We start from the raw sequence: 13,758 nt of genomic DNA, 5'->3' as shown, positions 1-13,758 counted from the left end.
TCGGGAAAGCGCGCGCTCTAGAAAGGCTGGCCGAAGGGCGCAAGCGCCAATGGGATCAGTCGAACAGCCCGTCTTGCGACCCGGCCGGGGGATTGAGGCCCAGATGCTTCCAGCCCGGCCCGTTGAGGCAACGCCCCCGCGCGGTGCGGGCGATCAGCCCCAACTGGATCAGATAGGGTTCGACCACTTCCTCGATCGTGTCGCGCGCCTCGGACAGACCGGCCGCCAGCGTCTCGACCCCCACCGGCCCGCCACGATAGATGTCGGCGATCATGTGCAGATAGCGCCGGTCCATCAGGTCGAGGCCGAGATGATCGACCTCCAGCCGCTGCAGCGCCGCGTCCGCCACCTTGGCATCGACGGTCGGGGCGCCGGCGACATTTGCAAAGTCGCGCACCCGGCGCAGCAGCCGCCCGGCGATGCGCGGTGTCCCGCGCGACCGGCGGGCAATCTCGATCGCCCCGTCCGACGTGATCGCCAGGTCCAGCAGTCGCGCCGCGCGCCGGACCACCAGCTCCAGCTCGTCAACGGTATAGAATTGCAGCCGCACCGGAATACCGAACCGATCGCGCAGCGGCGTCGTCAGCAGCCCCTGGCGCGTGGTCGCGCCGACCAGGGTGAAGCGCGGCAGGTCGATCCGCACCGACCGGGCCGACGGTCCCTCGCCGATCATCAGGTCGAGCGCCCGGTCCTCCATCGCGGGATAGAGCACTTCCTCGACCGCCGGATTGAGCCGGTGAATCTCGTCGACGAACAGGACATCGCCTTCGTCCAGATTGGTGAGCAGGGCGGCCAGATCACCGGACTTGGCGATCACCGGGCCGGACGTGGCGCGGAAACCCACGCCCATTTCCTTGGCGACGATCTGCGCCAGCGTCGTCTTGCCAAGGCCCGGCGGGCCAAAGAACAGCACATGGTCCAGCGCCTCGCCACGGGTGCGCGCCGCCTGGATGAAGATACGCAGATTCTCGCGCGCCGCCTGCTGCCCGACAAATTCATCGAGCGACTTGGGCCGCAGCGCCGCATCGACATCCTCGGCCCGGCGGGCGGGGGTGATCAGGCGATCCTCTTCGCTCACTTCGCCGCCTTCCGCAGCGCCAGGCGGACCAGCGCGTCAAGGCTGGCGCCTTCACCCAGTTCGTCTTCGGCGGCAGCTACAGCGCCGCTCGCCTCGGCCGGTTTGAAGCCCAGATTCTGCAGCGCTGACAGCGCGTCGGCGGCAAAGCTGCCGGTCGGCAGCGCGACCACGCCCGGCATGCCGGGCGCACCGGCCGGGGCGGCGCCGATCTTGTCCTTCAGCTCATTGACGATGCGCTGGGCCAGCTTGGGGCCGACGCCATTGGCGCGCGCGATCATCGCCTTGTCGCCCATCATGATCGCACGATGCAGCTCCAGCGGCTCCAGCGCCGACAATATCGCCAGCGCCACGCGCGATCCCACGCCCTGCACATGGGTCAGCAGCCGATACCAGTCGCGCTCCTCGGCACGGGCAAAGCCGACCAGCCGGATCGAATCCTCGGCCACCAGCATCTCGGTATGGATGGTCACCGCCTCGCCCACCGGGCCGAGCGCCGCCAGCGTCCGCGACGACGCACCGACCAGATAGCCGACTCCGCCGACATCGATGATGGCATGGTCGATGCCCGTGCTGTCCAGCCGTCCTTTGAGTTTCGCGATCATCGCCATTGCCCCATGGTCATGATCTGTTCTTTACAGCCTCTTGCGCCCCGCGCCAGACAAAAGCGCATGCCGGATCGGGCACCAAATGGCGGCCCGTGCGTAATGCCGGTCGATTGCCATCCGCCAGAGGACCATGAGACGATGCTGATGACCGCGCCGATGCTGACCCCCAAGGATTTCGAATTTCCCGCGATCATGCTGTCGGGCGTGGTCGACCATGGCATGTATCTGCATTTCAAGAATTGCCTGTCCACCGCGCCGCAGCAGGGTCTGGTGGTGGTGGAAATCTCCACCCTGGGCGGCGATCCGGAGATCGCGCGGATGATGGGGGAGGATATCCGCTTCCATTCGGATCTCTATCCCGAACGGCGGCTGGTCTTCCTCGGCAAGACCGCGGTCTATTCCGCCGGCGCCACCTTCATGAGCTTCTTCGCCACCGAAAACCGCTATCTGACGCGCGGCACCCGGCTGATGATCCATGAGCGGCTCATCACCAAGAATATCCATCTCGAAGGGCCGCTCTCCACCTGCATCGCGACATTGAAGGCCTCGCTGCACGAGATCGAGGCATCGATCGCGATCCAGAATGAGGGCTTTGCCAATCTCATCCTGGGATCGCAGGTGACGATGGAGGAGGTGCTGCAGCGCGCGCCGGAAAACTGGTATCTGGAAGCCAATGAGGCCGCCGCGCTCGGCCTGGTGGCGACCGTGCTCTAAACGCTTGCACGGCGGCATTTTCGAGCCTTTGATGCGCCATGGCCAAGACGCAGAAGCGATCCACCCTCTTCCCCTGGCGCTATGGCATGTTCCTCATGCTGCTGTTGTTGATCGCGCCGTTGATGCTGTGGCTGCCCTGGCATGAGGCGGTGATGGGCGGGTTCGACCTTGCCGCCATCGCCTTCTGCCTTGCCGCCGTGCCGCTCATCGATTCCGATCCGGCCCAGATGCGGCGCAAGGCCGTGCTCAATGACGCCAACCGGCAATTGATGCTGCTGCTGACCGGGGTGGTGTGCATCGTCATCCTGGTCGCGGTCGGCGTCGCCGCCAGCGCGCCGGGCCATCCCGATGCGGAAAGCATCATATTGCTCTTGGCGACGCTCGTCATCGCCTGGCTCTTTTCCAACCTCGTCTATGCGATGCACTATGCCCATGCCTTCTACCTCGCCGACGACAAGGGCAAGGATGCGGGCGGCCTGGATTTCCCGAACACGGACGAGCCGGTCTATTGGGACTTTCTCTATTTCGGCTTCACCCTCGGCATGACCTTCCAGACCTCCGACGTGTCGATCACCTCGACCGGCATGCGCCGCACAGTGACGCTCCACTGCCTCGCCGCCTTCGTCTTCAACCTTGGCATCCTCGCCTTCACCATCAACGTACTGGGCGGCTGAGCCTTGGGCTTCATGGCTTGCTTACCAATATCGGCTATAAGCCCGGTCCCATGAGCAAGAGCGCCGATCCCTGCCCCAAATCCGCCGTCAGCCATGGTGTCGGCATTGCCGGCCTGGTCGGCCTTGGCCTGTGGACCCTGGTGGCGCGCCATTATGGCATGAACGGTCCCAATGCCGGTCTGGCTGCCGTAGTCGCCTGCGGCATACCGATGGTGCTCTGGTCGCTGCTGGTGGACAAGGTGCATCGCAACCCCAGCACCGGCGTCGACTGGAACGGGCCGGCCCGCTCGGTCCGCAGCATGCTCGACATCAGCCTGGTGAAGATTGCGGGCCTGTGGGCCACATGGCTGGCGATTGCCGTCTGCTACTGCATCGGCCGCTGGTATTGGACCGGCAGCTATCGCTTCGCCATGGACCTGCTGATGGCGGCGGCGCCCTGGCTGCTCTTGCTGTCCATCCCCTATGTCATCTGGCTCGACCGCCGGCTGGTCGAACCGCGCGATGCCTGTTTCGCCTTCGGCCAATGGGTCATTGGCGGCGCGGCCGGCAAGGCGGACATGGCGCAGGTCGCCAACCATGCCCGCGCCTGGGCGGTGAAGGGCTTTTTCACCGCCTTCATGATCAGCATCGTGCCGGGCAATTTCACCAGCGTCATCGACTGGCGGCTCGACGACCTGCTGCACAATCCGGTCGCGCTGACCGGTTTCCTGATCGGCATCATGTTCATGATCGACGTCTGCATGGCGACGGTCGGCTATCTGCTGACGATGAAGCCGCTGGATTCCCATATCCGCACCGCCAATCCCTATCTGGGCGGCTGGCTCGCGGCTTTGCTCTGCTATCCGCCCTTCGTCATGATGGGGGCGGGCGGCCCGTTCGACTATCATGGCGGCGGCGCAGAATGGGATGTCTGGACGCAGGGCATGCCGGCGCTGCAATGGGGGCTGGGCGCCTTGCTGGTGCTGCTGACCGCCATCTATGCCTGGGCGACGGTTGCCTTCGGCATCCGCTTCTCCAACCTCACCCATCGCGGCATATTGACCCATGGGCCCTATCGCTGGACCCGCCATCCGGCCTATCTGACCAAGAATCTCTTCTGGTGGTTCTCGTCGCTGCCCTTCCTCACCACCACGGGCAGCCTGACCGACATGGTGCGCAACTGCGCGCTGCTGGGTGTCACCAACGCTGTCTATTATTGGCGGGCCAAGACGGAGGAACAGCATCTGTCCGCCGATCCCGCCTATCAGGCCTATAGCGACTGGATGGCGCGCAACGCGCCGGTGCCGCGCTTCTTCGCCTGGGTCGTTGGCCGCAAGCCGGACGCGCCACGGGAAACCCAGCCCGCCGAATGACCGGCGGGCTGGGTAGGATCAGAAGCTTTCCTCGGCATAGACGCGGCTGACATTGCCGTCCCATTCGCCATGATAGCGGTCGAGCAGCCGCTCGGCCGGGGTCTTGCCGGTGGCGATCACTTCATCGAGGGCCGACAGATAGCCGGTCTCATTGTCGCCCGCGGCGTTGAACCGCTGGCGCGCGGCAAGACCGGAGCGGGCGATATCCAGCACCTGCGGCGCGATGTCGCGCAGCGTGCGCCCGCCCGACACCGGCGCGTCGAGGCCGAGCTTCGGCACGGAATCGCGCAGCACCTGCCGCTCTTCCATGCTCCAGTCCTTGACCAGATCCCAGGCCGCGTCGAGCGCACCCTGGTCATAGAGCAGGCCGACCCACAAAGCCGGCAGCGCGCAGATGCGATTCCACGGCCCGCCATCGGACCCGCGCATTTCCAGGAAGCTCTTGAGGCGCACTTCGGGGAAGGCGGTGGAGAGATGATCCTCCCAATCCTTCTCGGTCGGCTTCTCGCCGGGCAGAACCGACAGCTTGCCGTCGAGGAAGTCGCGGAAGGACAGGCCCGCCGCATCGATATATTTGCCGTCGCGGTAGACGAAATACATCGGCACATCGAGCGCATAGTCGGCATAGCGCTCGTAACCAAAGCCATCCTCGAACACGAAGGGCAGCATGCCGGTGCGCTGCGGGTCGGTGTCCGACCAGATATGGCTGCGATAGGACAGGAAGCCGTTCGGCTTGCCCTCGGTGAAGGGCGAATTGGCGAACAGCGCGGTGCCGAGCGGTTGCAGCGCCAGCGAGACACGGAACTTCTGCACCATGTCCGCCTCGCTGCCATAATCGAGGTTGGTCTGGATGGTGCAGGTGCGCAGCATCATGTCCAGGCCCATCGACCCCACGCGCGGCATGTGCCGCAGCATGATGTCGTACCGGCCCTTGGGCATGATCGGCAGCTCGGCGCGGGTCTTGTCCGGCCACATGCCAAGGCCCAGGAAGCCCAGCCCCAGCATGTCGCCGACATATTTCACCTGTTCCAGATGGCGGCCGGTCTCGGCGCAGGTCTGGTGCAGATTGTCGAGCGGCGCACCGCTCAGTTCCAGCTGGCCCGCCGGCTCCAGGCTGATCGTGCCGTCGGCGCCGGACAGGGCAATGATATTCTCGCCCTCGAACACCGGGCTCCAGCCATAGCGGGTCAGGCCGATCAGCAGCGTGTGGATGCCGCCCTTTTCCTCATAGGCCGGGGCGTGATGGTCCTTCGTCGAATAGACGAATTTCTCGTGTTCGGTGCCGATCCGCCAGCGATCCTTGGGCTTGGCGCCCTTGGCAAAGGCCGCGATCAGCTGGTCGCGGCTTTCGATGACGGGATCATGTCCGCCTGAGTCTGTTCTGGTGCTCATGCCCCGCCCTTAGTCTTTCCCCTTTGCGCGTCAAATCGAGGCGCGAATGCGACAGATAAGGCAGGCCTATGTCCGCTTCAATTGGTTGCGGAAGAAAACCATTAGCCCCAGTCGCCATTCACCGTCATCCAGGCCGCCGTCGCGGCGATCGCGGCCGTCTCCGCGCGCAGGATTCGTGGGCCAAGCGACACAGGAACGGCACCCGGCGTCGCCCGGATCGCCTCGCGCTCGGCCGGATCGAATCCGCCCTCCGGCCCGACCAGGAAGGCCGCCGGGCCGGGATGGGCGCGCAAGGTTTCGTCCAGTGATGCCCCGCCGGTCTCGTCGGCGAAGAACAGATGCCGCTCCGCCGACCAGCCCTTCAGCAGCGCGTCGAGCTTCACCATCTCGGTCAGTTCGGGCAGCGCGGTGCGCCCGCATTGTTCGGCTGCCTCGACCAGATGGGCGTGCAGCCGGTCGAGATTGAGCTTGTCGACCACCGCCCGCCGGGTCAGCACCGGCTGCAATCGCGCCACGCCCAGCTCGCACGCCTTTTCCGCGATCAGGTCGATCCGCCCCTTCTTGATCGGCGCGCAGCACAGCCAGAAATCGGGCACCACCTCCGGCGGCTTGGTCTGGCTCACGCACTCCAGCACCAGGTCGCGCTTGCGAATGTCGCGCGCGCGCGCCGCCCACTCGCCCGACTTGCCGTCGAACAGCAGCACGATATCGTCCGGCTTCACCCGCATCACGCTGATCAGATAATGGGCGCCATTGCCGTCCACCGGCACGGCGACCCCTTCGCCCAGCAGCGTTTCGACATGCAGGCGCGGGGCGCTCTGCGGCGGCCAGGCGGGGGTAGCGGTCATTTTGTCTCGTCCATTCCGGCCGCGCTTGTCGTCGGCCCGATCTTCCCTAAAGAGGAAAGCGCGTTCCCGACAAGCGCGGGACGAACGGAGTTGCAGTGAATCAGTCGATCGTCCCCGACAGCGAAGCGCGCGGCCTGCTTGCGCGCCTGCCGGAAACCCCGCGAATCCTGGCCTCGCTGGCCCGACTCGACCGGCCGATCGGCTGGTGGCTGCTATTCTGGCCGGGAGCCTGGGCGGTGGCGCTGGCGGGCGGCGCCTTTGTCCGCTGGCCGCTGATCCTCTGGCTGCTGCTCGGCAGCATCGCAATGCGCGGCGCAGGCTGCGTCTTCAACGACATCGTCGATCGCGATCTCGACGCGCGGGTCGCCCGCACCGCCGCCCGCCCGCTCGCCAGCGGCGCGATGTCGGTCAAGACCGCCTGGGCCTGGCTGCTTGCGCTCTGCCTGATCGGCCTGATCGTGCTGTTCCAGCTCAGCGGCTATGCCCAGGTCGTGGCGCTCGGCTCGCTGGCGCTGGTCGCCGCCTATCCCTTCATGAAGCGGATCACCGGCTGGCCGCAGGTCTGGCTCGGCATCGTCTTTTCCTGGGCGGCGCTGGTCGGCTGGAGCGAGATTGCCGGCGCGCTGACCCTGCCGGGCCTGTGCCTCTATGCCGGCTGCATCTTCTGGGTGCTGGGCTATGACACCATCTATGCATTGCAGGACCGGGAGGATGACGCGCTGATCGGCATTGGTTCCAGCGCCCTGTCGATGGGCCGCCATGTCCGGGGCGGGGTGACGCTCTGCTATCTCGTCGCGCTTGCGCTCTGGGCCAGTGCCATCTGGCAGGTCCGGCCGCAGCTGCTGGCGCTGGTCGCGCTGGTGCCGATGGCCGCCCATCTGCTCTGGCAGGTCGGTACGCTGAAGGAAGACGGCACCGATCCGCTCGTCAAATTCCGCTCCAACCGTTTTGCAGGATTGCTGATGTTCCTTGCCTGTCTGGTCGTCGGGAGTGCCGGCGTATGAGCATGACCGGTCTGCCCACCCCCGGCGAGGATTGCTGGCGCATCGAACAGGCGGTGCGCGCCAGCGTGATCGTCGATGCCGACGCCTATTTCCGCCATGCCCGCGCCGCGATGCTGAAGGCGAAGAAGCGGATCATGCTGATCGGCTGGGATTTCGACGCCGCGATCAGCCTGATCCGCGAGGACCAGGCCGATGATGGCGCGCCGGTGGTAATCGGCGATTTCATCAGCTGGCTGGTGGAACGCACGCCGGACCTGGAAATCTATCTGCTGCGCTGGGACATGGGCGCGATGAAGTCGATGGTCCGGCCGACCAACCTTTTCACCACGCTCAAATGGATGGCCCATCCGCGCGTCACGGTGAAGCTGGACGGCCATCATCCCCCCGCCGCCTCGCATCACCAGAAGATCGTCGTGATCGACGATTGCTTCGCCTTTTGCGGCGGCATCGACATGACCGGCGACCGTTGGGACACCCGCCATCATCGCGACGAGGATCCCGCGCGCCGCCATCCCGATGGCTCTCCCTATGGCCCGTGGCATGATGCCACGACCGCCTTGCAGGGACCGGTGGCGATGGCGCTGGGCGACCATGCCCGCGCCCGCTGGGTCGGCGCCGGCGGTGATGAACTGGCCCCGGTCGAGGGTGAATATGATTGCTGGCCCGACGCGCTGCCGGTCCATTTCGAGCATGTCGATGTCGCCATCGCCCGCTCCGCGCCGAAGATGGACGATCAGGACGAACTGATCGAGATCGAGAAGCTCTATCTCCACCAGATCGCGGCCGCCCGGCACTGCATCTATGCCGAAAGCCAATATTTCGCCTCGCGCCGCATTGCCGAGGCGATCGCCAAGCGGCTGGGTGATCCGGACGGGCCGGACATCGTCATCATCAACCCGCTCCAGGCCGATGGCTGGCTGGAACAGCAGGCGATGGACACCGCTCGCGCCCGCCTGTTCGAGGCGCTCAAGGAGCGTGACCCGCATGGCAAGCTGCGCATCTATCACCCCTTCACCACGCGCGGCGCCCCCATCTATGTCCATGCCAAGATATTGATCGTCGACGATCGGCTGATCCGCGTCGGATCGTCCAACATGAACAACCGCTCGATGCGGCTCGATACCGAATGCGACGTGGTGATCGACACCGCGCTGCCCGGCAATGAAGGCCGGCAGGATGCGATCCTGGCCATTCGCGACGACCTGATCGCCGAACATCTCGACTTGCCGCGCGAGCGTGTGTCGGCGGTGATCGCCCAGCGCGGCCTGATCGCCGCGATCGAGGAATTGCGCACCAAGCCCGGCCGCACCCTGCGCCCCTATGAGGTGCCGGACCTCGCCGATGTCCAGGCCTGGCTCGCCGATAATGAGGTGCTCGATCCCGAAGGGCCGGACGAGATGTTCGAACCGGTCAGCGAACGCGGCCTGTTCCGCCGGATGAAAGGCTGGTTCGGCCGGAGCTAAACTATGGTGAGGGCAGTCGCGATCCGCTCCACCGCGATCGCGAAGCCTTCGGCCTGCTGCGCGAAGCCCAGCCGGATATGCGCCGGTTGGCCGAAACAGTCGCCCGGCGCCAGCAGCACACCCTGCGCCGCCAGCGCCTCGCATAGCGGCCGGCTGTCGCACCCGTCGCCCAGCCAAGGGAAGGCGGTGGTGCCACCCTGTGGCCGCACCCATTGCAACCTGCCGTCGGCTCCCGCGATCAACTGGTCGAGGACAGCGATGTTGACAGTGGCAACGGCCTTCAACCGATCGGTGATGGCCGCGCTATGCTCCAGCGCATGGGTCGCCAGCCGCTCCAGCAGCGGCGAACTGCTGATCGTGAAATAACTGCGCGCGTCGATGATCCGGGCGCGCTGTGCATCGTCGGGCGCGATGATCCATCCCATCCGCAATCCCGGCAGCGACAGCGCCTTGGACATGTCGCTGGTGACATAGGCGTTGGGAATGCCGGCGGCCGATTGCTGGGGCGTGCCGAAATAGAGCGGATGATAGACCTCGTCGACCAGCAGCGGCACGCCACGTTCGGCCAGCGCTGCCGCCAACCGTGCGATCTCCGCGCGCGGCATCACCGATCCGCTGGGATTATGCGGCGTGTTGACCACCACCCCGGCGGTATCGGCATCGATCAGCGCCAGGATCGCATCCACATCCTGCACAAAGCCGGTCTCACGGGTCAGCGCATAGTGCCGCGTCCCCAGTCCCCAGGCCTGCGCCACCGCCGCATAGGCCGGATAGCCGGGATCCGGCATCAGCATATGCGCGCCCGGTCGCGCCGCGAGGCAGAAGAAGATCGACAGCGCTTCCGAGGATCCGGTGGTGACCACCACCCTGTCAGCTTCGCTGTCATGAAAGGCGGCGATCGCCGCGCGCAAGGCCGCGCTCCCCTCGGGCGGGGCATAGCTCAGCACGGTGTCGTCGATCGCTAGCGGCGCGTCGCCCAGCGCGCAGATTTCCGCCACGCTCCAGCGCGGCCCGGTGCTCGACGCCAGATTATAGGCGATCGGCGGCGTCGCGAAATCATAGGCCGACAGCCAATGGTCGAGGGCAAAGGGCGGCAGGTCCATGGCACAACTCCGTGATCAGGCCGCCAGCTTCGCCAGCCGACACGCGGCGGCAAGGACCGGTTGCACGGCGCTGGCCCTATTGCGCCGCCAGCAGCGCCTCGGCGCCGTGCAGGTTGACCGACACCAGCCGGCTGACGCCGCGCTCCACCATGGTGACGCCGAACAGGCGGTGCATGCGCGCCATCGACACCGCATTATGGGTGACGATCAGGTAGCGGGTGCGGGTCTGGGCGACCATCGCGTCGAGCAGGTCGCAGAAGCGCTCGACATTGGCGTCGTCCAGCGGCGCATCGACTTCGTCCAGCACGCAGATCGGCGCCGGGTTGGTGAGGAACAGGCTGAAGATCAGCGCCACCGCAGTCAGCGCCTGCTCGCCGCCCGACAACAGGGTCAGCGCCGCCAGCTTCTTGCCCGGCGGCTGGGCCATGATCTCCAGCCCCGCCTCCAGCGGATCGTCGCTGTCGATCAGTTCCAGATGGGCCTGGCCGCCATTGAACAGGGTGGTGAAGAGCCGGCGGAAATGGCCGTCCACCGCCTCGAACGCGGCCAGAAGCCGCTGCCGCCCCTCGCGGTTGAGACTGCCGATCGATCCGCGCAGCTGGTTGATCGCCTGGGTCAGTTCCGCGCTTTCGGACCGGCTGGTCGCCTGGATCGTCTCCAACTCCTCCAACTCCTGCGCCGCGACCAGATTGACCGGGCCGATCCGCTCGCGCTCGGCCGAGAGGCGATCATGCTCGGCCTGCTCGCTCTGGGCGATGCGGATGTCGGCGCTGGGAAAGCCCAGCTTCTCCGGCAGCACCGGAGGCGGGCATTCGAACCGCTCGCCCGACAGGCGGTTGGTCTCGATCCGCCGCTCATCCGCCGCTTCCGCCCGCGCCACCGCCGTTGCCCGCGCCTCACGCGCACCGGCCAGCGCTTCGCCGGCATCGGCCGCGCGCTTCTCGGCTGCCTTCAGCGTTGCTTCGGCCTCGATCTCCGCACGGCGGGCCTGTTCGGCACGTTCGACCTGCGCCTCGCGCTCTTCGGTCAGCGTGGCGATGCTAGTGCCCAGCGCCTCGGGCTGGCCCTCGATTGCGGCGCGCTCCTGCACCACCGTCTCGCCGCGCGATGCCATGGCGGCTATGCGCTTGGCCGCTTCGCCCGCGCGCGTGTTCCAGCCCTTGGCTTCGGCATCGGCCGCCGCCATGCGCTCGCGGTCGCTCGACAGTGCCCGGTCGGCCAGCGCCTGGTCGGCCTGCAACTGGCTGACCGCCATGCGCGCCTTCTCGCTCGCCTGCGACAGCGCCGCCACCTGCGCGCGCGTCTCGGCACCATCGGGCAGGGCGGCCCGTGCGGATGACGCCTTGTCATGCTCGGCCTGCGCCATTTCCTGATCGCGCCGGGCCTCGGCCAGCCGTTCCTCGATCGCCTCGCGCTTGCCGCTCAACCGCTCCAGCGCCCCCGCCGCCTCGTCCGCCGCGCGCAGCGCCGTGCGCAGCCGCTGGTCCGCATCGCCCAGCTTGGTGCGGCCTGTCGCCAGGGCATCCACTGCCGCCTTCTCGCGCGCGCCAGCCTCGGCCCGTTCCGCCTGTGCCGTCTCGACCGCCTGCGCCGCTGCCGGACGCGCAGCATCGATCGCCTCCAGCCGGTTGATGCGGATCAGCCGTTCGGCTGCCGCCGCGCCCCCCTCGACCGCGACATAGCCGTCCCAGCGCCGCAATTGCCCATCCAGCGTCACCAGCCGCTGGCCGACCCGCAGCGCCTGGCCGCTATCCTTCTCCACCACCGCTACCTGCGCCAGCCGTCGCGCCAGCGCCTCGGGTGCGGTCACGTGCGCGGCCAGCGGGCTGGCGCCGTCGGGCAAGCCGGGATCATCCTTCAACGCTTCAGCACCCGCCCAGCGGCGCGGCCCTTCCGCCCCGATCGGCGCTTCCAGATCATCGCCCAGTGCCGCTGCCAGCGCCCGCTCATAGCCCGGCGCCGCCTTCAACTGGTCGAGCGCCCGCGCCCGGCCGCTGCCGCCGGCATCGATCGCCTTGCGCAGCGCCGTCGCCTCGCTGTCCAGTGCCGCCAGCGCCGCCCGCGCCGATGCCAGCGCCGCCTCCGCTGCCGCCCGCGCCTCGCTCGCCGCCTGCCGCGCCGTCTCGGCCGTCGCGATCGCTGCCTCCGCCGCCTCGCGATCCGCATTGGCGCTTATCTGCGCCGCCGCCGCCTCGTCGCGCTTCGCTTCCAGCGGCGCGGCATCGGGCAAGGCCGCGGCCTCCCCCTCCAGCCGCCGCATCGCCTGTTCCGCCCGGCCCAGCCGGTCGCGCGCCGCCGCCAGCGCCGCCTCGGCCACGCGCAGCTCGGCCTGCTCGCCCGCCTGCTTGGCCATCGCCTTGGCCAGTTCCAGCTCGGCATCGCGCGCGCCATCCTCGGCGCGGGCGATACGCGCGGCGAAATCGGGGCGCATCGCCTCGGTCTCGGCAATCCGGGCCTTCAGGCTCGCGACCTCGGCCGTCAGCCGCGCAATCGCTTCGGCCGCGTCATTGGCCAGCGTGCCCTCGCGCTCGCGATCCTCGTCCAGCCGCGCCGCCTGCTGCGCCAGGTCATGCAGCCGGCGCACCACCCCGTCGCGCTCTGCCTTCAGCGTGTTGAGCTGGTGGCCGGATTCGCTGGCGGCATCGCGCGTCGCCAATGCCTCCGCCCGCCGCTCGGCCAGCGCGGTCACGGCCGCGCCGCTATGGACATTGGCCGCCGTCAGCGCCTCCTGCGCCGCGCCCACCGTCGCCTCGGCCAGCTTCGCCTCGGCCCGCGCCGCTTCGGCACTGGCATTGGCCTCGCGCCAGCGGGCGAAGATCACCCGACCCTCGGCAACGCGTATCTGTTCGGACAGGCGAATATAGCGTTCCGCCGCGCGCGCCTGGCGCCGCAAATTGCCGGCGCGGCTGTCCATATCGGCCAATATCTCGTCCAGCCGGGCCAGATTGCCCTCGGCCGCGCGCAATTTCTGCTCGGCATCCTTGCGCCGGACATGCAGGCCGGCGATCCCCGCCGCCTCTTCCAGCATGGCGCGCCGTTCCTGTGGCCGGGCCGCGATGACGGCGGCGATCCGCCCCTGGCTGACCAGTGCCGGGCTGTGCGCGCCGGTGGCGGCGTCGGCGAAGATCAGCGCCACATCCTTGGCGCGCACATCCTTGCCATTGGCGCGATAGGCGCTGCCCGCGCCGCGCTCGATCCGGCGCGTGACTTCCAGCTCGCCATCGGCGCCGACATCGACCGCGTTGAACAGCTCGCCCTGTTCCTGGATGGTCAGTAGCGATACTTCGGCAAAGTCGCGCTGCGGCCGGCTGGTGGTGCCGGCGAAGATCACATCCTCCATGCCGCCGCCGCGCATCGACTTGGCGCTGGATTCGCCCATCACCCAGCGGATCGCTTCCAGCAGGTTGGACTTGCCGCAGCCATTGGGGCCGACAATGCCGGTCAGGCCCGGCTCGATGCGCAATTCGGTCGCATCGACGAAGCTCTTGAAGCCCGAAAGCTTGAGCCGCTTTATCTGCATGGGGA

The 13,758-nt window shown here is 67.5% G+C and carries 11 protein-coding genes; 5 read left to right on the top strand and 6 right to left on the bottom strand.

The features are described 5' to 3' along the window. Positions 1 to 55: 55 nt before the first annotated feature. Complete coding sequence (ruvB, locus tag AC0KVN_RS17865; protein WP_004209282.1) at positions 56 to 1,078, bottom strand: Holliday junction branch migration DNA helicase RuvB; 1,023 nt, start codon at positions 1,076 to 1,078, stop codon at positions 56 to 58. Continuing rightward, positions 1,075 to 1,680, bottom strand: coding sequence for a Holliday junction branch migration protein RuvA (gene ruvA / locus AC0KVN_RS17860; RefSeq protein WP_026109548.1), 606 nt, complete (start codon positions 1,678 to 1,680; stop codon positions 1,075 to 1,077). The genes ruvB and ruvA overlap by 4 nt, the downstream gene beginning before the upstream one ends. A gap of 141 nt (positions 1,681 to 1,821) precedes the next feature. On the opposite strand from ruvA, the gene AC0KVN_RS17855 reads away from it, so the two are divergent. Genes AC0KVN_RS17855 through AC0KVN_RS17845 form a run of 3 tightly spaced genes read left to right on the top strand, consistent with a single transcriptional unit; the run spans position 1,822 to position 4,423 of the window. After that, entirely contained in the window at positions 1,822 to 2,397 is a 576-nt protein-coding gene (locus AC0KVN_RS17855) for a hypothetical protein (protein ID WP_004209285.1), read from the top strand. Positions 2,398 to 2,435: 38 nt separating this feature from the next. Next, the gene (locus AC0KVN_RS17850) at positions 2,436 to 3,071 is read left to right on the top strand and encodes a DUF1345 domain-containing protein (protein ID WP_483656230.1); all 636 of its coding nucleotides are present in this window, start codon (positions 2,436 to 2,438) and stop codon (positions 3,069 to 3,071) included. A 50-nt stretch (positions 3,072 to 3,121) separates the two neighbouring features. Further along, positions 3,122 to 4,423 carry a methyltransferase family protein gene (locus tag AC0KVN_RS17845; RefSeq protein ID WP_017502901.1) on the top strand — a complete coding sequence of 434 codons (1,302 nt, stop codon included), beginning with the start codon at positions 3,122 to 3,124 and terminating at the stop codon, positions 4,421 to 4,423. Between the two features lie 18 nt (positions 4,424 to 4,441). On the opposite strand, the gene AC0KVN_RS17840 is transcribed toward AC0KVN_RS17845, so the two are convergent. Continuing rightward, positions 4,442 to 5,815: a glutamate--cysteine ligase gene (locus AC0KVN_RS17840; protein WP_017502900.1), complete on the bottom strand. Its 1,374-nt coding sequence runs from the start codon at positions 5,813 to 5,815 to the stop codon at positions 4,442 to 4,444. 101 nt (positions 5,816 to 5,916) lie between these two features. After that, positions 5,917 to 6,663: a 16S rRNA (uracil(1498)-N(3))-methyltransferase gene (locus tag AC0KVN_RS17835; protein ID WP_017502899.1), complete on the bottom strand. Its 747-nt coding sequence runs from the start codon at positions 6,661 to 6,663 to the stop codon at positions 5,917 to 5,919. A 95-nt stretch (positions 6,664 to 6,758) separates the two neighbouring features. On the opposite strand from AC0KVN_RS17835, the gene ubiA reads away from it, so the two are divergent. Continuing rightward, positions 6,759 to 7,667, top strand: a complete 909-nt coding sequence (ubiA, locus tag AC0KVN_RS17830) for a 4-hydroxybenzoate octaprenyltransferase (RefSeq protein ID WP_435568457.1) — start codon at positions 6,759 to 6,761, stop codon at positions 7,665 to 7,667. After that, positions 7,664 to 9,130, top strand: a complete 1,467-nt coding sequence (locus AC0KVN_RS17825; protein WP_435568456.1) for a phospholipase D-like domain-containing protein — start codon at positions 7,664 to 7,666, stop codon at positions 9,128 to 9,130. The genes ubiA and AC0KVN_RS17825 overlap by 4 nt, the downstream gene beginning before the upstream one ends. On the opposite strand, the gene AC0KVN_RS17820 is transcribed toward AC0KVN_RS17825, so the two are convergent. Beyond that, entirely contained in the window at positions 9,127 to 10,233 is a 1,107-nt protein-coding gene (locus AC0KVN_RS17820) for a pyridoxal phosphate-dependent aminotransferase (protein WP_435568455.1), read from the bottom strand. The two genes, AC0KVN_RS17825 and AC0KVN_RS17820, sit on opposite strands and share 4 nt — an antisense overlap. Before the next feature lie 76 nt (positions 10,234 to 10,309). Continuing rightward, positions 10,310 to 13,753 (bottom strand): chromosome segregation protein SMC, encoded by a 3,444-nt coding sequence (smc, locus tag AC0KVN_RS17815; protein WP_435568454.1) that lies wholly within the window; start codon positions 13,751 to 13,753, stop codon positions 10,310 to 10,312. Between the last annotated feature and the right edge of the window lie 5 nt (positions 13,754 to 13,758).

This window comes from Sphingobium sp. SG1 (genome assembly GCF_057063145.1).
Note: the sequence above shows the minus strand (reverse complement) of the source record. Positions and strands in the feature narration are given on the sequence as shown.